Raw genomic sequence first — 21,631 nt, 5'->3', positions numbered from 1 at the left:
GTACCATCAAAACCCTTAGGCTCAGTGGCGGAAACAGAAAAAGAAATCCGGGAATTGATGAAAACAGATATCAATGATTATTTCGGATATCTGGAAAATCTTAAAGATAACGGAGAGTATGAGAAGTTCTTTGTTACCCTGGAAGAATTGGATGAAGAAGTGAGAAGCCAATATTTCAAAGGCTCTGCTTCGGAGTTCAGGGCTTTTCTTGAAACACATAAAGGGTCTTCCATAGCAGAAGAATATGGTAAGTTGCAGCAAAAAGTTCAGATGGAAAAATACAATCCTGTAAAATCTTCTGAAGCTCTTGAAGAACTTTTGAAAACAATTGTTAATTTATATTCACAAATTAGCAAATAATCAGTTTATTTTCATATTTTTGCGAAATTTTTAATTACAAAGAGATGGAAATTTTTGATGGTTTCTCTTTTAAAGAGATTGTTACCAGCTTTATGGTTCTTTTTGCCGTTATCGATATTATCGGCTCAGTTCCTATTATAGTAAGCCTTCAGCAGAAATTCGGACAGATTGAAGCCGGAAGGGCTGCAATCACTGCCGGAGCTATTATGATCATTTTCCTTTTCGTAGGAAACAAGATTCTGAAACTTATCGGGGTTGATGTAAATTCCTTTGCTATTGCCGGAGCCTTTGTGATTTTTGTCATAGCCCTGAAATGATTCTGGGAATTGAAATTAATAAAACAACTGAAGCAAAGGCCGCATCTATTGTACCCATCGCATTTCCGCTGGTTGCAGGGGCAGGAACCCTGACTACCGCACTGTCTCTTAGAGCTGAATTTCATGATATAAATATTATCTGCGGAATTATTCTTAATACAATTTTCGTATATTTGGTGCTGAAATCAGCGAAATGGTTGGAAAGAAAATCGGGGATGCTACTTTGATGATCCTGCAGAAAGTTTTCGGAATCATCCTTTTGGCAATTTCAATTAAATTATTCACCGCAAATTTTGCCCAGCTGGTGCAGAATTATATTAATTTTTAAGAGTCATGAAGAAGTTTTATAAAGTATTTTTAGTACTGTTTATCGTATTCATCGCCATCAATCTTTATGCTATCAACTGGCAGACAACAGATATCTTAGGAGATGAAGATAACCTGAAGTTTGTATTCTCAGCTGCTGCTGCAGGATTAGGACTTATCCTGCTTTTTGTAATGGATACATGGAGCAGAATCGGTGTAAAGAAATAAATTGAATATTTCAATATAGATATAAACCTCTTTCTTTTGAAGGAGGTTTTTTGTTTTGTTAGGCAGCAGGGATTAGGTAATAGGTAATAGGTAATAGGTAATAGGTAATAGGTAATAGGTTGCGATTAGATTTCATTTGTATCAAACCATTAATGTGATTAATTCAATAGAAACGGGCTTTAGCCCGTTTAAACAAAACATATGCAATTGGCTTTAGCCAAAACTTATGAATATCATGCAAAGCTCACAAAGTTCTTATTGATAGCTTTACAATTTGTTCGCAAAGGTGTTTGCTTAACAAAGAAAAATATGCGCAATCATCTGTGAAGATCCGCGATTCTGCGGGCAATATATAAATGTAATTACATGATTTGTATCAAGCCATTAATGTGATTAATTCAATAGAAACGGGCTTTAGCCCGTTTAAACAAAACATATGCAATTGGCTTTAGCCAAAACTTATGAATATCATGCAAAGCTCACAAAATTCTATGAAATAACCAGATTTTTTAATATTGCCTCAGATTTCAGCTCCGTTTCTCTCCATTCTTTTTCCGGGGTGCTCTGAGCTGTAATTCCTCCTCCCACGAAAATATGCACAGCGTTTTTATAAAGCCTTGCACAGCGCAGGTTCACAAAGTAGAAGATGCTTTCTTCGGTTTCAACCTTAATATAGCCAGCATAGAATTCCCGTGGAAATTTTTCATACTTACGGATATTCTCGTTACAAAAATCTTTTGGAATTCCACAGACAGCGGGAGTAGGGTGAAGGTCACTGATAATGCTGTCTAGATCTTCAGGCTTTATACTGGTTTTAAAATCTGTCCGTAAATGCTTGATATTTCCTGAAATGTGATCATACGTTTCCGATTGCTTTACATCCTTAGAATAGTTTTTAAGAATGTCCTGAATGTAGGTAGTAACCGGTTTCTGTTCTTCAATTTCTTTTTCAGACCACTCTTCTGATACAGGTAAGGTACCTGCAAGAGCCATGGTCTCGAACTCATAGGTTCTTTTATTAAACTTACCTAATACTTCCGAAAAAGCTCCCATCCATGCATTTTGCCCGTCATTAAACAGATATCTGAAAGCATTGGGATAAGAATCACATACATTTTTAAAACTTTCTTTATAATCGATTACTGTAAAGTCTGTAAATATTTTTCTTCTGGAATAAACAAGCTTAGGCAGATTGTTTTCTTTAATCACTTTAATCACTTCCTGCAATGTTGCGCAGTATTCTTCTTCCGTTTCAGCGGTAAAATTTGTTAAATCGTTTATAAGATCTTCATTTGTAACGGAACTGAGAGAAAATTCCGTAGATGCATCCATAATATCTCCATGGAAGATGATCTGGTCTGAGCCGTTGTAGGAAAAAAGGTGACTGCATTTTGAGTGTTTTTTTATCAGCAGTCAGGAGCTTTTCGTCGAAAGGAAGTTTGAAATAAATCATTAGTTATGAAGGATTTTGAAAATCATCAGAGGAAAATGGTATAAGAATTTCCAATGTGGTTTTCCTTTCTGCAAAGGTATTACTAGTCTTAAAGATGTCAAAATAAAAAGGACTTAAATTTATTTTAAGTCCTTTATTTTTTTATGCTGTTGCAACTTATCTGTGAATAATATTATTCGTCATAGTTGTATGATTGATAAGTATTCCTTTTTCGTCACGGATTTCAATTTCAGAAACATGCATCGTTTTGCCTTTTCTGATAAAACGCGCTGTAGCCGTTACAATACCATCTTTTTTACTTCTTAAATGATTGGAATTGATATTGGTTCCCACACCGTAATATTTTTCGCCATCGATAAAGATATTAGACAGGCTTGAACCTAAAGTCTCTGCTAAAACACAGCTCGCTCCTCCATGCATGATCCCAAACGGCTGGTGGGTTCTTGGCAGAACAGGCATTGTAGCAGTAAGGGTTTCATTTTCCAGATCAATATCGATGAACTTTATTTCAAGTGTTTTGGCAAGAGTTACATCTCCCCAGTTATTGATGAATGCTAATATTTCTTCTTTTGTCTGACCTTTCATTTTTCAATTGCTAAATGATGATTGATTAATTTTGTTTTACGCTGTCCGTTTCATTCCCGGTTCCCATAATATTAGGATTCCAGTTGGCCGGAACTTTCGGGACAATATCATTTTTTACATAATAATCCTGGATTTCCTGCATGATCTCTGAAAAAGGTACTGATGCTATTCTTTCGTAAGGAATAGTATATCCCAGATAAACAATTTTTCTTTTGAAATCGCCTGCTGCCAGTACAATAGGAACTTTTGCTGCCAAAGCCATGTGGTAAAAACCTTTTCTCCATTTCGGCACCCAGCTTCTTGTTCCTTCGGGGTAATTACGAGACTGAAGTCTTCTTTAGAAAACTGATTGGCTACAAAATTGACAAGATCGTTTTTCTGGCTTCTGTCGATACCAATACCTCCAAGGCCTTTTACAATACTTCCATACCAGGCTTTGGTGTGGGCATCTTTAATGATAATTTTTAAAGGCTTTTCTAAAGACCAGTAGGCGAAATTTCCTAAAATGTATTCCATGTTATGGGTATGTGGAGCCACTACCAGTATACATCTGTTCAGGTTGTTGACATCGCCCTGCAGAACGACCTTCCAGCCTAATATCTTTAACATTGCTTTGCCTATCAGCTTTTTCATAGATTTCTTGGGTTAAAAACAAAAAAGTATAACCAAACTTTGGTTATACTTTACAAATATATTGAAATATTATCGCTCTTAAAACAAACCGCTAATTAAATCTACGATTTTCATTACGAATTCCATTGCAAATTGTATCATGATGAAGCTGTGTTTTTGTTTGTTTGGTTATTAAATTTTTAGCTTTACGAAATTAAAACATTTTTTTCATATAGGAAACTAAATATTGTTTTATTTTCACTTTTCTGAGAGAAGAAGGGTGTGAATTTCAAACGGTTGCCATCCACTCACACCTTCTACCACTCTCTGAAGTTAATTATTTAGTTTGTATGGAAATTTCGTTTTTTCCGTCTTTGATTTTGATGTCCATGTCCTTGTTTGATTTCTTGATAGTAGACACTGCAGAATCAATTACTTTCTTTGCCTGGCTGTTCGGAACTTTTTTACCGTTTACAATGATACTGTCTTTATCATCAGAGTTGTATTCGATACTGGAACCGTTTACCGTGATTTTATTTTTTTCAATTCGTACATTGTTATTGTCGTCGTCATTATCCTGATCGTTGTCATTGATACCATCTCCATCCAGATCCCCATCCATATTGATGCGGTCTTTTTTCATTGAAATAACCACCATTTTTTGTGGAACTACAAGTTCATAATCTAGGCTATAGTCTCTGAATCTGTGTTCATACGGATATTTTATATAGTTCGGAAGTAATACTTTATTATTTACCACTTCTACAGGAACAGTCATCTGAATAGGGAAGTTATATCCGTTTCCTTCTTTTTTGATGATCAGATAAGGCGTTTTGATATCCGGTTTTCTTGTAACATCTACAGAGATATAATCTTCTTCATAAACGGATCTTTTATCTGAATAAATATTATTGTTGTAAGCTTTGAAGTTTTGAGGGATATTAACCTGTTTTACGTCTACATACACTGTATCTGAAGTAGTATTGATGGCAACATTTTCCACATCTTCCTTGCTTCCTCTGTAGATCATGTCCTTCTTAGCCATGCTTATTCCGAAGTAAGTTCCCAGTCCGATCAGAAGAAGAAATAAACCTCCTACAACCCATCCGATATTTCTCAGTTTTGTTTTTGGAGAGAAGATCTTGATGCTTAATAAGCTGAAAAGGATTGCCGGAATTAAGCTTCCGATGACCATCATGGCTGCCAGTACTTTATCCAGCCCCTGATCATCCATATAGAATCTGATTTCATTGGCACCAGGAAGTCTGTATCCATCCCGAAAAGACCGAATAATACAAATACTCCTATAATGCTTCCTACAGCCATCAGTACGAAGAATCCTCCTACGATGTACTTAAATACATTCCAGATTCCGCTTCCTGCATTGTTGATATAAGGTTTGTTTTCAGTGTAGATTTCTCCGACCCTCTGAGTAGATTCATTGGCAAATTGTACCAGCTTATTAGACTCATTCTTAAGATTGTCGAAGTTCATAGGCTTTCCCTGCATTTTCAGGAAATCTGCTGCTGTTTCAGCTTTTGGAAGTACGATCCAAAGGATTACATATAAAAGTCCTATTAATGAAGAGGAAATGGCTGCTGTGAAAATTCCTAAGATAAAGATCCCAAGCCAGATTGCTCTCATTGTAGTGATGTCCATTCCCACATATTGAGCTAAACCTGCGCAAACTCCTGCTACTTTTTGTTTTTCCGGATCACGGAAAAGCTGTTTTTTATCTGTATAATAAGTTCCTGAATTATTTTTTCTGGCAGATGTTTTTTCGGAAAAATAAGCCTCTTCCTGCTCTTCGATTTTTTCAGGGCTTCCGATCTGTGCAATTACCTTTTCTACATCGGTGTCATTGATCACTTCACGTTTTCCTAAAGAATCTTTGAAAATTTCCACCATTCTTATTTCTATGTCATGCATTACCTCATCCGCTTCTGAAGCCTCCAGTGAGTTTCTCAGTGCATTCAGGTAATCGCTGAGCTTTATATATGCGTGTTCTTCTATGGTAAAAGAAAAACCTGCGAGTCCTATTGAGAGTGTCTTGTTCATAGCTTTGTTTTTTAATTTTGTTGGGTAATTTGATTTACTGAGGCTGTCAGCTCATTCCATGTATTGAGAAGTTCATCCAGGAAAAGTTTTCCTTTTTCTGTGATCTGATAATATTTTCTGGGCGGGCCTCCAGTAGATTCTTCCCATCTGTAAGAGAGAAACTCTCCGTTTTTAAGTCTTGTAAGAAGAGGGTAGAGGGTCCCTTCCACTACATCCAGTTTCCCTTTTTTCAGTTCGTCAATCAGATCGGAAACATACATTTCACGGTGATTGATGAGACTTAGAATACAGAATTCCAGAATTCCTTTTCGCATTTGCGCTTTGGTATTTTCAGTATTCATCTTTGATAAGTTTTGTTAATTAGTTATATTTTTAGAAAAATGCTCCTAGCTAGCTGAGCCTATTCTAATTTTACATTACAAAGATATGTAAATAAAATGGTATTATGCAATACAAAGTAGTGAAATTTTTAAAATAAATAATTTAATTAATTGATAATCAGCTATATAATTTTTGTATTGATTTTTTGTTAGAATAAATTTTGGCAAAAAAAGACCAAAAAAACTTTAAATTTTAAGAATTATCTATATAGGCCACTTCCATCTTTTATTTTTACTATTGATCATCTATCACTTATCATTATAAAGAGCCTGGGATTTTGAGATCGGCATAATGATTCGTATTTTTGTTAGGAAAAGACACTTAATCCATTTACAATTACCATGAATATTTTGAACAGCTATAAACACTTGCCGGTATTTCTTTTATTGGGCCCTTTATGCTTTGGGCAATATCAGTTTGAAATAAAAAATGTATCCAAGAAATATAACGCAATCATCCATGTGGAAAATTGTAATGATGGCCAATGTGGAGGAAAAGGAACGGTAGAATTGTTTGACAATAATAACAGTAAGGTACAGAGTTTTGTTTCTGATAACCTTGTTTTAAATCCGAAACAGGGACAAAAATTGATTCCGGGGAAACTGATTCCTCTGGCAAATGACCAGCGTTCAGTCATTACAGATGATTTTAATTTTGACGGAACCGAAGATGTGGCGATAAGAAACGGGAATATGGGAAATTACAGCTCGGCTTCTTATGATGTGTATGTATTCAACAGCACAAGAATGGCATTTGTGAAAAGTGAAGAACTTACAGACCTGGGCTCGAGTGGTTTTGATTTTTTTGAAACAGACGCCAAACGCAAACGTCTTATTTCCTACGGTAAGTCCGGTTGCTGCAGGCTTTTTACAACAGAATATGCTGTCATTCCGAACAAAGGGCTGGACAGGGTGCTTGAAAAAGAGGAAGATATGACCAATGAGGATCAGGTAAGGGTAATAACGAAAGAAAAGATCAATAATAAATGGATTACCAAAACCAAGGTATATCCGGCAGATCAGTATAACAAAAAATAAAAAGTAAGATGAAAATTCAGAAAGAAATCGATTTTATCCTGGCAGTGGATGCTCTGAAAAATGTGCAGCGAAGAAATTACAATGCTGACGATTCCCGGAGAGAGAATACAGCAGAGCATTCATGGCAGATCATTATCCTGGCTCAGATCCTTTATCCTTATGCCAAAAACCGTGCAGATATTGATTTACTAAGAGTAATAAGGATGCTTTCCATTCATGACCTGGTTGAAATAGAAGCCGGAGATACTTTTATTTTTGATGAAAAAGCAATGGTAGGAAAGTTTGAAAGAGAAAAGGCATCTGCCCAGAAGATCTTTGGAATTCTGGATGAACCTTTACGTACAGAGTTCTTTAATCTATGGCTTGAGTTTGAGGAAGAAAAGACTCCGGATGCTATTTTCGCCTGCGGGATTGACAGAATCATGCCGTTTATCTTAAATTCCCATACTGCGGGAAAAAGCTGGACTGAAGCAGGAGTCACAGAAAAACAAATCAGAAATATGCTTGAAAATGCGATCAGCAGGGCATCAGATGAAATGGGTGAGGCCTTTGAACTTTTACTGAACAGAAGTCTGGAAACGGAAAAGGTTTTGAAATAATTTCAATGAAAAATTTCGGGCGGCCAGAGGCCGCCCGAAATTTTTAGTATTTATAGTATCTGAATTGGTTTCTTGAATTCATCAATCGCTACAAAAGTAAAATCACCTACAATAGCTTTTTCTCTTTCGTAGGAATACATCTGCTCCGTGTAAATTTCAACATTTACTTTCATACTGGTTTTTCCTACGTATGAAACCTTCCCGATCAGTTCCACAATAGTTCCGGCAGGAATAGGTTTTTTGAAATCGATTTTGTCACTGCTTACCGTTACCACCCTTTTTCTGGCAAAACGGGTTGCTGTGATAAAAGCTACTTCGTCCATCAGCTGCATAGCCGTACCACCGAAAAGGGTATCGTAATGATTGGTTGTGTTAGGGAAAACCGCTTTAAAGATTCTGGTTTCGGATGCTTCAATTCTTTCTTCTGTAGTCATATATCATTATTAATTAAAGCGAAATGAGAGATATCAAAACAACAGAACAATGACAGGAACTTTGGAAATTCCTGAAACAATTCATCAGATCAATACAACTTCAGATCGCGAAAGTTACATGTTTAAGAAAAAGGCAGGTCTCCTGACTTGTAACATCATTTATCTCCTTCCCATGCCTCGCACAGTGGATCTTTGATAAAGACTTCAGTTACTTACAGTTGCGCGACAGTCCGTGATTTTCACACGGTTCCCTTTTAATCTGCAGTGATGCAGAACCAATTTCTGTGATGAATAAGTATTAAAACTTTTCGGATGCAAAAATAATGAATTTATTCCGGATTATGGAAAATAATCTGGCTGATTACCCTTCCTTTCTTGATGGTCCACAGCGTTGTATATCTGTTTTCTCCTGAACCGTTGATCATATAAAGAAAAATATTATCGTTATCAAGGGAAGTTACTCCGACGTTCTCAAAATCCATGGTAGGCTGGAACATGTTTTTGATGGCTTCCCTTACAAAAACAGAACCTCTTCCGGGTTGTTGTACCCTGATTGATTTGATTTCAGTCATCCCTTCGGGAAGATCATTTCCGATTCCCCAGGGTTTTACTTTGTCAATGGTAAGGAGCTTTCCTTCCGCATCTTTTTCCTTTTTACGGTATCCTGCATTGGAAGGATAGATATCAATCACCACTTTGCTTCTTTGGGCAGTAGGGATTTTAGGATCGGAATTGTCGGTGAAAATAAGTGATCTTCCGTTTTTAGATTTGGAAGGGGTATAGGCGGGAAGCTGATCAATATAAGCAATACGCTCTTTATTCACCATTCCTTCTTTATCAAGAGTTTCATAACGCACAAACGGCTTGTCATCATCCTGTTTCTCGGGATATTTGATCCAGATCCATTCTGTTTCTCCCGGAGCAGGCTTTACATAAACAAATACATCACCTTTGCGCATACGGATCTTATCTACAATTTTTCTGTAATTGTCTTTATGAACCCGCACATTGGCATATCCCTCGTCAGCTTTTACCACTCCGAAAGGAACTTTATTCTGCCCCTTTACAAAGGCTAAAGAAAAATACTGAAAGCAGATAAATAGAATGCTTTGTTTATGAAAGTCATCATGAAAATTTTTTGTTCCTTCAAATATATAAATTAAATGCTTTTCGGAAGATAATTATACCGCTGCAGTTCATTTAAATCTTGTAATTGTTTCAGATGGCCGTCTGAAAGCAGATACATAAGTACAGAAATATCCAGAACATCTTTAAAATTATGGTCAGAAATAATAAATCCTTTATGGGCTGACTCCAGAAGTATATTTTTCTTTAGTTCTTCAGTAACCTTAGGAGAAAGACTATGAAATGGCTCGTCCAGTAAAATAAAATCCGCTTCAGAATAAATAATCATCAGGGTTTCAATGATTCTCTGCTCACCCTTGGAAAGGTTTTTAGGTTTTTCATGAAGAAAAGGTTGTACAAACTCTGAATTAAAAAGTAATTCAGTATTCTTTTGGTTACAAAAAAGGGGAATCAGGTTTTTGATTTTTATATATTGGGGTAGAAACAGCTCCTGTGGCAAATAGGAGATCCGGTTTTTTCTGTCGGAAATGTTTTTCAGAATAGTGTTGTCATATTTTATAAACTGAGTATCGCCATATTCAGTGCCGAAAATAATGTTCATCAATGTTGATTTTCCGCTTCCATTTCTGCCTAATAACCCTATAACCTGCCCTGTTTCGCATCCTATATAAATATCCTGCAGAATTTTCCTTTCATGGAAAGATTTTGTTACACTATCAATATGAAGCTTACTCATAAGAACAGTGTTATAGTTTTTACAAGAAATCCTGATAATATCGTTCCTGTCCAAAGAAAAGTTCTTGAAAATCCTGAATTAGCGTAAAAATAATATTCGCTTTTAAACCTTACTTCGTACATAAAGTAATGAAGAACCGGTAAAATTAAAAGAAAACTTAATCCAAATGTTTCAGTTCTGTAGGGGAGCAGAAAAGAAATAAGTAACGAAAACAGCAAGGTAGGAATGAGGGTTTTTTTATAAAAAATCCAAAGAATAGTAAAGTTTCTGACCATGTTCAATACTTTTAGAATAGGTATCCGATATTTAAATATATGGAGGTTGGTTGTTTAAACTTTTATAATCGTTATTTAAACCACAAAAGGCACAAAAGTTTTAAACACTTCAGTTTTTTCAGAACCAGACCTTATGCATAATAAGTACACCTAAGTTTTGTGAAAATCTTTGATTTTCATCTTATGTGAACTTTTCTGCGGTATCATTTTAAACTTACTTCAGTGAACTCAAGCATTTAGAATGAACCCTTTTGTGACTTTTGCGGTTTTGTAAAGTTTAAACAACTTTATGAATTCAAATATATTAAAAACCTTTATACAAGAGAAAAATTAAAAGATTCATTAAGAAATAAATAAAAAGAGAGAGCACTGAAAAGTGCTCTCTGTATTTGCATACATTAATCCTCAGACTAATTAAATTCTCTCAAGCTCATCCGCGTCAATCGTGGTTTTGAAAGTGCCGTAATTGACAATCACTTTATTACGTGAGATTTTCTCAATGGTACCCACACTGGTGCTTCCTGTAATACGAACACGCTGCCCGACTTTCATCCACACAGCACGGTCGGTTTTACGTTTTTCCTCCAGTTTTTCATTGGTTTCAGCAATTTTTTCAATCACTTCCTCTTTTTTCAGCTGTTGGGTAATTTTTCTCTTAACAACCTGAAGACGTTTGGATTCATCCTTATCGGTACCTAATTTCCTGAATTTCTCCTGTTCAAGGAGCTTTACAAAATCTTTTACAACATCCTTTCTGGATTTTCCTTTGGTATAGCTGTCGATGAATGCCTCAATCTTATTTCCGAACTGAAGTTTACGGTGTTCCTCTTCATACAGCTTCTGGAAATTGAAAAGTTTCTGCTGAAGCTGGTCATTCAGTTTCTGAAGGTTATCACGTTTATCTTCTACAGATTCTTTTCTTTCTGCAAGGTCGGATTTCAGTTTCTCAACCTCAAATTTTTCCTGCTGCAGTTTTACAATCGTTTTATCGAGATTAACAATATCATGTTCTACCTTTTTCTTGGCAGAATGGATGATAAACCTTGGAATTTTATTCTTTTCTGCAACTTCAAAGGTAAATGAACTTCCTGCCTGCCCTACTTCCAGCTTATACATTGGTTCCAAAGTTTCTTCATTGAAGAGCATTGCTGCGTTTTGAGCGTTAGGGAGCTGTTCTATCACCAGTTTGATATTGGTGTAATGGGTAGTGATGATAGCAAAACTCTTTTTGTCATAGAAAAACTCCATGAAACTTTCTGCCAGCGCACCTCCCAGCTCAGGATCAGAACCTGTACCGAATTCATCAATCAGCAAAAGCGTATTGGCATCAGCCTCACGGATGATTCCTGACATTTTTTCAATCTCGATGAATAGGTCGATAAGTGATTTTCAATGGACTGGTTATCTCCAATATCAGTCATGATTTTCTCAAAGAAAAACATTTCAGACTTTGGATGAACCGGAACCAGGATGCCACTCTGAATCATCAATTGTAATAATCCTACCGTTTTCAGGGTAATCGATTTTCCACCGGCATTCGGACCGGAGATACAGATGATCCTGTTGTGCTCCGTTAAAGTCAGTGTCTGTGGATGAATCGTTTTATTCTCTATTTTGTTTCTTAACCATAAAAGAGGATGATAGGCATCTCTTAATCTCAGCGTTTTATGATGGTTGATTTTCGGAAGAACTCCATTGATCAGTTCACCAAATTTCGCTTTAGCTCTCGTAAGGTCAAGGTCAAAAATATATACCTGATATCTCCATAACTGAGGTTGAAATTCTGCCAGTTCTGCAGTAAGTTTACGGAGAACTTTATCGATCTCTTTTTCTCTTCCTCTTCACTTTCACGAAGCTTGAAGTAGTGCTTTACAACACTGTCCGGCTGAATGTAAGTAATGGAACCGGTTTTGGAAATTCCTAATGTTCTTCCCGGAACCCTTTTTTGAATCCTGATTTTACAGCCAAGACCCTCTGGTCATCAATAATGGTTTCCCGTATATCGTCCAGAAAGTCACTCTGACCATATGTGGTAAGCGCGCGGTTGAAGTTTTCCTGGATAGCTTTTTTAGCAAGCTGTATTTCAGTTCTTATCCCTTTCAAAGCTGGGGAAGCTTCATTTTTTACCTCACCAAAACGGTTAAAAACCTTATCTACTTTCTCAATGATCTCTTTTCTGAATTCCAGTACAGAAGCTTCTTCCAATAAAGTAGGAAACGTTTCCGGCATGGTAGGGAAGAACTTCTGCAGTTTTCCGATCTGTTCCGTGATGGTTTTTATTTTGATGAAAGCAGAATTTTCCAGACGGTAGTTCTCAATCAGCATCAATTTCAGCTCACTTTCAATATCTTCATATTCATCAAACGGAATCGCATTTGAACTTTCGAAACTCGACAGGTATTCTGACGTTTTCTTTAATGAAAGTTCTGCCTCGTCTATTTCCATCGGACGAAGTTGAAGAATTTTTTCTCTTGTTTTCGGAGAATACGCAAATGGGGAGATTTCCGCGAGCAATTGCGGAAACTCTAATTCGTCTAAATCTTCTTTATCTATATACACAGTGCAAATTTAGTGAGAATTTTGATTATTACGTATATCTGAGAGATTTACAGAATAAATTAACCGGGATTTAAAGTTTTTACGCTAAAAAATAAACCGATAATATTCTTTTATTAAATTTGAAATATGAAACTGGAAACCCAAAGATTATTACTGAGAGATATCAACGAAAGTCATGTTGATGATATTTTGCGAATCCGAAGCAATGAGGTGATCAATCGGTTCGTTATAAGGAAATCTCCTAAAAATAACTACGATGCGCTCCAGTTTATTCTGACGATTAAAGAAAGAACTCAAAATAACCAAACCATCTATTTGGGAATTTCTTTAAAAGATCAGCTGAATCTTATCGGAACCATCTGTCTCTGGAATTTTTCTGAAGACCGCAAAACAGCAGAAGTTGGCTATGAATTGCTGCCGGAATATCACAGGCAGGGAATTATGTCTGAAGCTTTGAAAGTGGTTTTGGATTTTGGTTTTAATGAATTGAATTTAGAAGAAATTCTGGCTATTACCAATAAATGTAATGAAAATTCAAAAGGGATTCTTTTAAAACATGGTTTTATTGTATGGGAAGGAAAGGAAGATAAAGATTTCCCTGATAATATTATTTTTAGTCTGAAAAGGCTCTCTGCTGGCCATCATTAAAAATCCAAAAGGTTTTCTCTATCTTTATCGCTGATTGAAATTACCTATGAAAAATGAAATAAAATCTTTAACGGGACTTAGAGGAGTTGTCGCATTATGGGTTGCTTTTTTTCATTTTAGTTTTTTCAGGAATGAATTCATTCAGGATATAGTAGGGAAGGGCTATGTAGCTGTTGATATCTTTTTTGTGCTGAGTGCCTTTTTACTAACGGTTTCTTATTCTGAAAAGTTTAGAAATCTGAATTATAAAGTAATAGATATTTTTTACAAAAAAAGAATCAACAGAATTTATCCTGTTTACATCATATCAGTTGTTTTTATTGTACTGTTTTTAGAAAAAAGCTCTATAGCCGGGCTCCTGATCAATGCCACATTAATACAATGCTTTTTTAATCCCAATTATCTGCTGAATATAGTTTATTGGTCGCTAAGCACAGAATGGATCTGCTATTTGATCTTCCCTTTTATGTTATGGATTATCCTGCGTTATAAGATTCGCAGTGAAATCTTAATTGTATCAAGTCTGATTTTGAGGTGGATGCTTCCCCATCTTCCCGGTCATTTATATATAGGTTCTGAAATTCCACTGAAAGAAGGTGAATCAACAGCATATCTTGATCTTCCATATGGCCTTGTTTCCCTTCTGAGAACGGTTTCTTCCTATTTTCTTGGGATTGGGATTGCCCTTTTAAAGCCATTTAAAACGGAAAAAGAAAATCTCATCATTTATATTATTACTATAATATTTGTCTCTTTGTTGTTTATCGGTAAAGGACCATTGTTTATACCTTTATTATCCGCATTGATGATTAAATGCCTGCATGAAGGAAAACAAAACTATCTGAAGGCATTTCTGGAAACCAAAACAATATATTTTTAGGCAATATCTCTTATTCGTTGTATATTATCCATTATATGGTGAAGAAGCAGAATTTCGTTATTGTACATAATTATCATCTTAATAATCTGTTATTAATATCATTTTCATTATTGCTGTCTTACTTTTCTTATAGGCTGATTGAAAGAAAAGTGAAGATATTTAAGGTATGATTAATGCTCTTGTTTTATTTTAATATTATTATTTTTGCAGTATGACCTGGACAGAAATTTTAGCCCCGATAAAAGTACGGAATACTTTAAAACCCTTTGGGATAAAGTGAAGAATGAATATGCAACAACCAAAGTTTTTCCGCCAAAAAATCAGATCTTCAGAGCATTGGAGTTGACTGCTTTTGATGATGTTGAGGTTGTGATTATCGGGCAGGATCCTTACCATAATGACTATCAGGCGAATGGATTATGCTTTTCTGTTTCCGAGCAGGTGGCTGCCCCGCCTTCACTTAAGAATATTTTTATTGAGTTAAAAGATGACTTAGGAGTGGTAAGAACTTCCAAAGAGCTTGATGATTGGGCAAGACAAGGTGTTTTGTTGTTGAATGCTACTTTAACGGTTCGCGCTCATTCACCTAATTCTCATAAAGATCTGGGCTGGGAAAAATTCACTGATTTTATTATTAAAGAAATTTCAGATAAAAAAGAAAATGTGGTATTTGTATTGTGGGGCGCTTTTGCACAAAAAAAAGCCGAACTTATAGATCCGGCTAAACATTTTATACTTAAATCAGCACATCCTTCCCCTTTTTCTGTTCACAGAGGTTTTTTGGAAGCAAACCTTTCTCAAAAATTAATGAGTATCTTGTTTCCAAAGGGAAGAAGCCTATTTCCTGGTAGAACCAGCAGATTGATCTGCTTTTTTGATCGTAATACCGATTTTGTATTTTCCGGCCAATGCTTTTGCTCCATCCTGTTGTTTCGGATATGGGGCAATATCCTGTAATGTAATCGTATATCCGTTGAACTCTGTTGACTGGTGATAATTTCTTGCAGGAAAATCTCCGCTGGCAAGGTTCAGCATCATCGGTCGGGTAGAAGTTCCCATGACTTCCACCTGAGCAAGAGCCACTCCGGCCCAGATACAATTGACGCCTTCGGGACAGCGGCTGTCTTCAGAAACCCCTTTGAATGTTACATTCATCTGGTATTCCCTTAAAAACTTATTTTCCCCTTCACTAAGGTATATAACACCATCTTGCTGATTATTGGTGCTTGTAGATTTTGTACCTGCTGGCATTTCAGTGGCTTTTGTGTTTATCTTTGATTTCTTTTGGGCATCGCATCCTGTTAATGCAAATATTCCAAGGCTGAGTAGAACAATTTTATGGAACATAGTTTCTTATATTTAATTAAATGATGTTAAACATATTAAGTAGTACTACCAAAAACATTGCCACTCCCACTACAAAGCTGAATCCGGTTCCGTAGATGAATCCAACCAGTGCTCCTTTGGTAGATCGTAAGGCTTTATTCATATCCTTACTGTCATGAAGCAATTCACCAATAAATACCCCTGCAAACATTCCTATCAGAAAGCCCAACGGGATTGGAATAAATATTCCAACAATGGTCCCAACCACAGAACCGATACTTCCCCAGCGTGTACCCCCATATTTTCTGTTGGTCTTTGCCGGAATCACATAGCTTAGTACTACAGAAGCAGCAGTAAGAATTCCAAATGCCCAGATATAAATCATCGGAAGATCCGCATCTGTCCCGAATTTATAGATCAGGAGTCCGCAAATGCTTAACAAAAGACCGGGTAATACCGGAAGAAAAGTTCCCAATATCCCGACAAATAACAGAATAAGGCAGAAAATATTAATAACCGTTGTATCCATTCTTTTAAAAAATATAGATGCAATATAAAAAAAGTGGCCTTATAAAAAGCCACTTTGAGAACTGAGTTATAAAATTTTATTACAAATTTAAGATTACATATTCCAGGATTGGTCCTGCTTTACCGATATTTCCGCTTGCATGGTTATGGAATGTGGTATAATAGATATTTCCGCTGCTGGAGTTTCCTGTACAAGGTCCCATTGTATCTCCATGTGCCTGATGTGCATTCCAGGCATTTTGGTTGATCGTAATGGTGATATTATTTCCATTGGCCGTATGGTGGCAGATCGTGATGTGGTTATTGTTCAGGGAGGTTCCTACAGGAGTCTGTGGCGCAGAAGGATTGGTATAATGTCCTGTTCTTATCATCAGAGGTTCGTTACCTTTTTGTACCAGAACATCCCAGAATGCCGGATCATAGTTCTGAATTTTTTCCCACGAACCCATATCATACTGAATATCCAATGTATTAAATCCTAATGCAGTTGCCAAAGCCGTGTTTGAAACGTTACAGCCCATATAAGTGGTGGCTGCACCAATATCCTGCAGACAAAGAAGGTTGTCATTGATAAAACCTCCCGGGGCATTACAGCTTACCGTATTTGTATTTCCCCCTACCAGATAAGCCGAAGCCCAGTCTGAGCTGTAAAGGCTTCCTCCATTGGTTACAAAGGTGGAAAGATTGTTATAAACACTGGTGTCATTGGATGGCGTGGAGGTTCCGGTTTGGGTGTAAGTACGGGAGCCGCAATTCAGGAAAATAATATCATATTGGGAGATGGTATTCATATTTTTTAAATCCTGATAAGTAATTTCAGTTGCGGTATATCCAAGAGAACTTATAATCGCTTCAATTTCATCATAACTTCCCTTTACATACGCCATTTTTGCGATCTGGTCTAATTTCGAATCGGTTGCAGACACAGTGACCGTTTCATTTTTCTTAATGGTAACAGGAACTTCGGTTCTGAAATTTTTACCGTCACCAGTCTGAATATGAAGCGTTGTATTGCCCTCAGGTGCGGTTAAACTGAAACTGCCATCAGCATCGGAATAGGTATGGTAAACATTGCTCTGGCCGTCAGTAGTGAATACAAGAGCACCTCCAATGGGTTTGGTTCCGTTTTTTGCAAAAACTTTGCCTTCCACTTTTCCTGTGGAAACCACTTTTACAGGATTTTCATCAGGAGTAGCAGTATCATCTCCTTTACAGTTCACTAAGAGCACGAAGCTGCATAGCATGATCAATAAGTAATTTTGTCTCATATATGTTTGATTTTGATTGGTTTAGTTTTAATCAAATTTAATAATTTTTTAATATTAAAACATTAAATGTGAAAATTTTTTTAATATTTTTCACTTATATCTTTAATTTTTAGTTTATTTTTCAATTGTAATGGTAGCTTGTGGTAGATTAATATTTTTTAAGATATCATTCCATAATTTTTATTAAATATTTTTCCGGTGGTCCCCTTTGGGATGAAAATTGATTGTGAATAGTAAAATGATGATTCTTAATTTCATAAATTTGCTGTAATGAATGACCAGTTACAAGAAACCAAAAACTTTATACAGGAGCTGAGTGAACAGCTCTATATCTATATTACCCGGATTTCACCAGCCGGGCTGGACTGGGTTTTTCATATCATTGTAAAACTGAGTTTACTTCTTATTCTGTTTTTGGTTACTGATTTTGCTTTTAAGTTCATCATCAATTCTGTGTTCAGGTTATTTCATAATGAACAGAAATTTCCGGTCTTAAAATCTGTTTATCAGTCGAAAATCACCAATTCTGTGGCCCACTTTGCTGCGTTGATTGTGGTGGGGGCTATCCAGGGCTCCATATTTCCGGAAAACGCACTGCCAAAAACAACCATCTTCATTATAAGATGTGTCAATTTAGGGCTGGTATTAATACTTGCGGGAATGCTGTACAGATCGCTGACTGCTTTCAGAAATTATTTCAGCATCAAACAGGACTTTTATAAGATCATGGCCCTGAATGCTATCTCGGAAACTGTAAAAATACTAGGAATCTTCATATTTACAGTAGTAGGAATCTGTGTGATTTTCGGGATTAAAGGAACAACAATCGTAGGAAGTCTTGGGGCTATTACTGCTGTGCTGGTATTGGTTTTCAGGGATACAATCCTGGGATTCGTGACAGGTCTTCACGTGGCCACTTCCAAAAATTTAAAAGTGGGAGACTGGGTAAGCATTCCCAAATACAGCATTGAGGGAAACATTACAGAGATCAATCTTTTGACCACCAAAATCACCAATTTTGATAAGACAGTTTCTACCATTCCTACTTATGACCTGATGACTACTGAGATCAGGAATATGCAGGTGATGTCTGAGTCCAACACCAGAAGAATAAAAAAATCAATTTACTTTAACATCAATTCTTTTAAATTCCTGACGGATGAAGATATTGAACGCCTGAAGGAGATTAACCTGATTTCAGGTTATCTTGAAGAAAGGACCACCGAAATTAAAAAAGAAAAAGAAAGCCTGGTACATAAAGATAAAATTGTAAACGGAAGACAGCTTACCAATATTGGCGTGTTCAGATATTACGCACAGAAATATATTGAAAACGATCCTGATATTGACAAAAACGGAACCCGGATGGTACGTCAGCTGGACATCACTCCGCAAGGGCTGCCCCTTGAAGTATACTGTTTTGCCAATGATTCCAAATGGGAACGTTTTGAGCAGATTCAGGCAGATATCTTTGACCATCTGCTGGTGGCTTCAAAGGAATTTGAACTTCAGGTAATGCAGGTAAGCGTGAAAGTGTAGAAAAGCGGGAAGCAGGAAGTTCGGCGCCTTTTAAAACAAATTTTAAATTAAATTTTTAAATGATCATGAATGCAGAAGACCCAAGGAAGTACAGTGCCTGGATTTACTTCCAGTCCCAGGCTTCCAGCTTCTATCATTTTATATCTAACATCTAACATAAAAATGACAAAACTAAGCGTAAACATTAATAAAATTGCGACGTTAAGAAATGCAAGAGGAGGTGAAACCCCAAGTGTTACAGAAGCTGTTGTAAAAATTCAGGAATTCGGAGGACAGGGAATTACCATCCATCCAAGGCCTGATGAAAGACATATCACAAGAAAAGATGTTTATGATCTGAAGCCGTTGGTTACAACTGAGTTTAATATTGAAGGAAATCCGCACCAGAGCTTTATCGATATGGTTTTGGACGTGAAACCTGAACAGGTTACCTTAGTTCCGGATGCTGATGATGCTATTACTTCCAATGCCGGATGGGATACAAAAATCACCTTGATTATCTTACAGAGATTATTGCAGAATTTAAAAAAGCAGGAATCCGTACCTCGATCTTTCTGGATCCTTTACCGGAATTGGTAGAATATGCCGCAAAGACCGGAGCAGACAGAATAGAACTGTATACCGAAGCATACGCAAAAAACTATCTGACCAATAAGGAACAGGCTATAAAGCCTTATTATGAGACAGCTGTTGAAGCTACTAATTTCGGATTAGGAATTAATGCAGGTCATGACCTGAGCCTGGAGAATCTGAAATACTTTGCAGACAACATTCCAAATCTGTTGGAAGTATCTATCGGACATGCTTTGATTTCTGAAGCACTTTATATGGGATTGGAAAATACAGTTCAGGCTTACCTGAAGAGGCTGGCTAAATGGTAATAAATTATGAGAAATCAGAAGCTGGATGCTGGAAGTTAGTAAAACTTCAAGTGTATTAAAATAGCATAAACAGATTATGCTTGATTTATCTAACTTCTGATTTTTCACCTCTAACTTCTAAAAATATGGAAATCTTAAACTCAAAAATATTCGGCGAAAATTTAACGACCACGCCGCTTCTGGTATTTCACGGATTATTCGGAATGCTTGACAACTGGGGAAGCTTTGGAAAAGATCTCGGAGAATATCTTCCGGTACATCTGATTGACCTTAGAAACCATGGCAGAAGCTTTCACTCAGACAGTATGTCTCATGATGACCTGGCTGATGATATTGCCCGTTATATGGATCATTACGGAATTCAGAAAGCGCATGTTCTGGGGCATTCATTAGGAGGGAAAGCAGTGATGCAGTTTGCTATAAAATATCCTGAACGTGTTGAAAAACTGATTGTTGTGGATATCTCACCTAAAGCATATCCTCCGCATCATCAGGGGATTATCAAAGCATTGGAAACCGTAGACTTCAATACGGTAACTTCAAGAAATGAAGTGGAAGCAGTTCTGAACCAATACATTCCGGAAAGATCTACCGTTCAGTTTCTAACGAAAAACCTCTATTGGGATGACAATAAAAAACTCGGCTGGAGATTTAATCTTAAAACATTATCTGAAAAATATAATGAATTTGTATCCAACGCTGTCAAATTCGGAGTTTTTGAAGGAGATACCCTGTTTATAGCAGGGGCAAAATCCAATTATATTCTACCGCAGGATGAATATGGAATCAGGCAGCAATTTCCTAAAGCTAAAATAGTTACGGTAAAGAATGCCGGACACTGGGTACAGGCTGAAAATCCTGTTGATTTTGCAAATGTTGTAAAGGAATTTCTTGGTTTAAGTTAATATTGTACTTTAATTTTAAATATTGTGTTAAAATTTTATTAAAACGCGCTATTATTTCTCCATGATTTGAATTTTTTGTACTTTGGATTTTCAAAACAAAAAAATATTAACTTATGGAAAACAAAAATTCAAAAAGAAGCCGTTTTTTGCTACATTCCTGGAAAAACAGGTGAAGGATCCTGAAACAGTAAAAGGAGGAGGTATTACTTCTGTGCTTGCAGATCAGATTACAACATCCCTTCAGGATCAGATCACTACTCCTATTAAGGATAATGTTACTACACCTGATAATGATAATGTAACCATGAAATATCCTTCTGACGGTGATGAGGATGTTTTAGAAGTATGATCATGTGTACAAGCATAAGCTAAATTATATTCAAACCAAAACTAAAACATTATGAAAAGCAACAACTCAAAGAAGAAGCCGTTTTTCGCATCATTCCTGGAAAAACAGGTGAAGGATCCTGAAACAGTAAAAGGAGGAAGTGATATAACACTTGCTGAAACAGATCTGATTACAAAGCCGACAGTAGACACGGTGACATCTCCGAAAGATGATATGATGCAAACCATGAAATATCCATCTGACGGTGATGATGATGTTATCAACCTTCCACTGTAAGATCA

General features: G+C 36.4%; 21 protein-coding genes, 5 pseudogenes and 1 riboswitch. Of the genes and pseudogenes, 13 read left to right on the top strand and 13 right to left on the bottom strand.

Annotation, left to right across the window (positions count from 1 at the left end):
- Positions 1–24: 24 nt before the first annotated feature.
- The 3 genes and pseudogenes from OWR28_RS18585 (at position 25) to OWR28_RS18575 (ending at position 1,211) form a co-directional block, all read left to right on the top strand.
- A complete protein-coding gene (locus OWR28_RS18585) occupies positions 25–360 on the top strand; it encodes a hypothetical protein (protein WP_332387971.1) in 336 nt (111 codons plus the stop codon).
- A 44-nt stretch (positions 361–404) separates the two neighbouring features.
- Positions 405–1,005, top strand: a pseudogene (locus tag OWR28_RS18580) (MarC family protein).
- A 5-nt stretch (positions 1,006–1,010) separates the two neighbouring features.
- Positions 1,011–1,211, top strand: coding sequence for a hypothetical protein (locus OWR28_RS18575; RefSeq protein ID WP_002977568.1), 201 nt, complete (start codon positions 1,011–1,013; stop codon positions 1,209–1,211).
- A gap of 489 nt (positions 1,212–1,700) precedes the next feature.
- Here the strand turns inward: OWR28_RS18575 and OWR28_RS18570 are convergent, their stop codons facing one another.
- The 6 genes and pseudogenes from OWR28_RS18570 to OWR28_RS18545 form a co-directional block, all read right to left on the bottom strand.
- Complete coding sequence (locus OWR28_RS18570) at positions 1,701–2,543, bottom strand: chorismate-binding protein (RefSeq protein WP_332387970.1); 843 nt, start codon at positions 2,541–2,543, stop codon at positions 1,701–1,703.
- 277 nt (positions 2,544–2,820) lie between these two features.
- Positions 2,821–3,249, bottom strand: coding sequence for a PaaI family thioesterase (locus OWR28_RS18565; protein ID WP_332387969.1), 429 nt, complete (start codon positions 3,247–3,249; stop codon positions 2,821–2,823).
- Positions 3,250–3,274: 25 nt separating this feature from the next.
- Positions 3,275–3,882, bottom strand: a pseudogene (locus tag OWR28_RS18560) (1-acyl-sn-glycerol-3-phosphate acyltransferase).
- Positions 3,883–4,198: 316 nt separating this feature from the next.
- Complete coding sequence (locus OWR28_RS18555; RefSeq protein ID WP_332387968.1) at positions 4,199–5,095, bottom strand: hypothetical protein; 897 nt, start codon at positions 5,093–5,095, stop codon at positions 4,199–4,201.
- Complete coding sequence (locus OWR28_RS18550; protein ID WP_332387967.1) at positions 5,056–5,919, bottom strand: PspC domain-containing protein; 864 nt, start codon at positions 5,917–5,919, stop codon at positions 5,056–5,058. Before OWR28_RS18550 ends, OWR28_RS18555 begins: the two co-directional genes overlap by 40 nt.
- 11 nt (positions 5,920–5,930) lie before the next feature.
- Positions 5,931–6,260 carry a PadR family transcriptional regulator gene (locus OWR28_RS18545; protein ID WP_050020108.1) on the bottom strand — a complete coding sequence of 110 codons (330 nt, stop codon included), beginning with the start codon at positions 6,258–6,260 and terminating at the stop codon, positions 5,931–5,933.
- A gap of 501 nt (positions 6,261–6,761) precedes the next feature.
- Here OWR28_RS18545 and OWR28_RS18540 point away from each other — a divergent pair.
- Together OWR28_RS18540 and OWR28_RS18535 are read left to right on the top strand one after the other, a co-directional pair.
- Positions 6,762–7,337, top strand: coding sequence for an XAC2610-related protein (locus OWR28_RS18540; protein ID WP_332387965.1), 576 nt, complete (start codon positions 6,762–6,764; stop codon positions 7,335–7,337).
- 8 nt (positions 7,338–7,345) lie between these two features.
- Positions 7,346–7,936 carry an HD domain-containing protein gene (locus tag OWR28_RS18535; protein WP_332387964.1) on the top strand — a complete coding sequence of 197 codons (591 nt, stop codon included), beginning with the start codon at positions 7,346–7,348 and terminating at the stop codon, positions 7,934–7,936.
- A gap of 50 nt (positions 7,937–7,986) precedes the next feature.
- On the opposite strand, the gene OWR28_RS18530 is transcribed toward OWR28_RS18535, so the two are convergent.
- The 4 genes and pseudogenes from OWR28_RS18530 to OWR28_RS18515 form a co-directional block, all read right to left on the bottom strand.
- Positions 7,987–8,370, bottom strand: coding sequence for an acyl-CoA thioesterase (locus OWR28_RS18530; RefSeq protein ID WP_002977578.1), 384 nt, complete (start codon positions 8,368–8,370; stop codon positions 7,987–7,989).
- Positions 8,371–8,485: 115 nt separating this feature from the next.
- A riboswitch (cobalamin riboswitch) is annotated at positions 8,486–8,665 on the bottom strand.
- 34 nt (positions 8,666–8,699) lie between these two features.
- Entirely contained in the window at positions 8,700–9,407 is a 708-nt protein-coding gene (locus OWR28_RS18525) for a hypothetical protein (RefSeq protein WP_332387963.1), read from the bottom strand.
- Between the two features lie 122 nt (positions 9,408–9,529).
- Entirely contained in the window at positions 9,530–10,192 is a 663-nt protein-coding gene (locus tag OWR28_RS18520) for an ATP-binding cassette domain-containing protein (RefSeq protein ID WP_332387962.1), read from the bottom strand.
- A gap of 689 nt (positions 10,193–10,881) precedes the next feature.
- Positions 10,882–13,026: pseudogene (locus tag OWR28_RS18515) on the bottom strand (endonuclease MutS2).
- 126 nt (positions 13,027–13,152) lie between these two features.
- Between OWR28_RS18515 and OWR28_RS18510 the strand changes: the two are divergent.
- The 3 genes and pseudogenes from OWR28_RS18510 (at position 13,153) to OWR28_RS18500 (ending at position 15,405) form a co-directional block, all read left to right on the top strand.
- Entirely contained in the window at positions 13,153–13,674 is a 522-nt protein-coding gene (locus OWR28_RS18510) for a GNAT family N-acetyltransferase (RefSeq protein ID WP_332387961.1), read from the top strand.
- Between the two features lie 46 nt (positions 13,675–13,720).
- On the top strand, positions 13,721–14,554 hold the full coding sequence (locus OWR28_RS18505; RefSeq protein WP_332387960.1) for an acyltransferase: 834 nt from the start codon (positions 13,721–13,723) through the stop codon (positions 14,552–14,554).
- Between the two features lie 211 nt (positions 14,555–14,765).
- Positions 14,766–15,405: pseudogene (locus tag OWR28_RS18500) on the top strand (uracil-DNA glycosylase).
- Here the strand turns inward: OWR28_RS18500 and OWR28_RS18495 are convergent.
- The 3 genes from OWR28_RS18495 to OWR28_RS18485 all read right to left on the bottom strand — a co-directional run bounded on the left by OWR28_RS18495 (position 15,392) and on the right by OWR28_RS18485 (position 17,676).
- A complete protein-coding gene (locus OWR28_RS18495) occupies positions 15,392–15,901 on the bottom strand; it encodes a hypothetical protein (RefSeq protein ID WP_332387958.1) in 510 nt (169 codons plus the stop codon). The pseudogene OWR28_RS18500 and the gene OWR28_RS18495 overlap by 14 nt on opposite strands.
- 16 nt (positions 15,902–15,917) lie before the next feature.
- Positions 15,918–16,409 (bottom strand): DUF456 domain-containing protein, encoded by a 492-nt coding sequence (locus OWR28_RS18490; protein WP_332387957.1) that lies wholly within the window; start codon positions 16,407–16,409, stop codon positions 15,918–15,920.
- A 79-nt stretch (positions 16,410–16,488) separates the two neighbouring features.
- On the bottom strand, positions 16,489–17,676 hold the full coding sequence (locus OWR28_RS18485) for a peptidase associated/transthyretin-like domain-containing protein (RefSeq protein ID WP_332387956.1): 1,188 nt from the start codon (positions 17,674–17,676) through the stop codon (positions 16,489–16,491).
- Between the two features lie 270 nt (positions 17,677–17,946).
- On the opposite strand from OWR28_RS18485, the gene OWR28_RS18480 reads away from it, so the two are divergent.
- The 5 genes and pseudogenes from OWR28_RS18480 to OWR28_RS18460 all read left to right on the top strand — a co-directional run bounded on the left by OWR28_RS18480 (position 17,947) and on the right by OWR28_RS18460 (position 21,626).
- Positions 17,947–19,215, top strand: a complete 1,269-nt coding sequence (locus tag OWR28_RS18480) for a mechanosensitive ion channel family protein (protein ID WP_332387955.1) — start codon at positions 17,947–17,949, stop codon at positions 19,213–19,215.
- Between the two features lie 69 nt (positions 19,216–19,284).
- Positions 19,285–20,096 (top strand): annotated as a pseudogene (locus OWR28_RS18475) (pyridoxine 5'-phosphate synthase).
- Between the two features lie 125 nt (positions 20,097–20,221).
- Positions 20,222–21,001 carry an alpha/beta fold hydrolase gene (locus OWR28_RS18470; RefSeq protein ID WP_332387954.1) on the top strand — a complete coding sequence of 260 codons (780 nt, stop codon included), beginning with the start codon at positions 20,222–20,224 and terminating at the stop codon, positions 20,999–21,001.
- A gap of 82 nt (positions 21,002–21,083) precedes the next feature.
- Positions 21,084–21,350 carry a microviridin/marinostatin family tricyclic proteinase inhibitor gene (locus OWR28_RS18465; RefSeq protein ID WP_332387953.1) on the top strand — a complete coding sequence of 89 codons (267 nt, stop codon included), beginning with the start codon at positions 21,084–21,086 and terminating at the stop codon, positions 21,348–21,350.
- Positions 21,351–21,401: 51 nt separating this feature from the next.
- Positions 21,402–21,626: a microviridin/marinostatin family tricyclic proteinase inhibitor gene (locus OWR28_RS18460; protein ID WP_332387952.1), complete on the top strand. Its 225-nt coding sequence runs from the start codon at positions 21,402–21,404 to the stop codon at positions 21,624–21,626.
- Positions 21,627–21,631 lie beyond the last annotated feature (5 nt).

The sequence above is a fragment of the Chryseobacterium sp. 1B4 genome (assembly GCF_036631475.1).
Classification (GTDB): Bacteria; Bacteroidota; Bacteroidia; order Flavobacteriales; family Weeksellaceae; genus Chryseobacterium.
The sequence above is the reverse complement of the archived record's forward strand: the minus strand, read 5'-3'. Positions and strand labels throughout refer to the sequence as shown.

What these genes read in the sequence shown, in the direction of transcription:
- OWR28_RS18575 (WP_002977568.1), top strand. Translation starts at nt 1,011, where the DNA reads ATGAAGAAGTTTTATAAAGTATTTTTAGTACTGTTTATCGTATTCATC.
- OWR28_RS18570 (WP_332387970.1), bottom strand. Translation starts at nt 2,543, where the DNA reads ATGGATGCATCTACGGAATTTTCTCTCAGTTCCGTTACAAATGAAGAT.
- OWR28_RS18565 (WP_332387969.1), bottom strand. Translation starts at nt 3,249, where the DNA reads ATGAAAGGTCAGACAAAAGAAGAAATATTAGCATTCATCAATAACTGG.
- OWR28_RS18555 (WP_332387968.1), bottom strand. Translation starts at nt 5,095, where the DNA reads ATGGATGATCAGGGGCTGGATAAAGTACTGGCAGCCATGATGGTCATC.
- OWR28_RS18550 (WP_332387967.1), bottom strand. Translation starts at nt 5,919, where the DNA reads ATGAACAAGACACTCTCAATAGGACTCGCAGGTTTTTCTTTTACCATA.
- OWR28_RS18545 (WP_050020108.1), bottom strand. Translation starts at nt 6,260, where the DNA reads ATGAATACTGAAAATACCAAAGCGCAAATGCGAAAAGGAATTCTGGAA.
- OWR28_RS18535 (WP_332387964.1), top strand. Translation starts at nt 7,346, where the DNA reads ATGAAAATTCAGAAAGAAATCGATTTTATCCTGGCAGTGGATGCTCTG.
- OWR28_RS18530 (WP_002977578.1), bottom strand. Translation starts at nt 8,370, where the DNA reads ATGACTACAGAAGAAAGAATTGAAGCATCCGAAACCAGAATCTTTAAA.
- OWR28_RS18520 (WP_332387962.1), bottom strand. Translation starts at nt 10,192, where the DNA reads ATGAGTAAGCTTCATATTGATAGTGTAACAAAATCTTTCCATGAAAGG.
- OWR28_RS18510 (WP_332387961.1), top strand. Translation starts at nt 13,153, where the DNA reads ATGAAACTGGAAACCCAAAGATTATTACTGAGAGATATCAACGAAAGT.
- OWR28_RS18505 (WP_332387960.1), top strand. Translation starts at nt 13,721, where the DNA reads ATGAAAAATGAAATAAAATCTTTAACGGGACTTAGAGGAGTTGTCGCA.
- OWR28_RS18495 (WP_332387958.1), bottom strand. Translation starts at nt 15,901, where the DNA reads ATGTTCCATAAAATTGTTCTACTCAGCCTTGGAATATTTGCATTAACA.
- OWR28_RS18490 (WP_332387957.1), bottom strand. Translation starts at nt 16,409, where the DNA reads ATGGATACAACGGTTATTAATATTTTCTGCCTTATTCTGTTATTTGTC.
- OWR28_RS18485 (WP_332387956.1), bottom strand. Translation starts at nt 17,676, where the DNA reads ATGAGACAAAATTACTTATTGATCATGCTATGCAGCTTCGTGCTCTTA.
- OWR28_RS18480 (WP_332387955.1), top strand. Translation starts at nt 17,947, where the DNA reads ATGAATGACCAGTTACAAGAAACCAAAAACTTTATACAGGAGCTGAGT.
- OWR28_RS18470 (WP_332387954.1), top strand. Translation starts at nt 20,222, where the DNA reads ATGGAAATCTTAAACTCAAAAATATTCGGCGAAAATTTAACGACCACG.
- OWR28_RS18460 (WP_332387952.1), top strand. Translation starts at nt 21,402, where the DNA reads ATGAAAAGCAACAACTCAAAGAAGAAGCCGTTTTTCGCATCATTCCTG.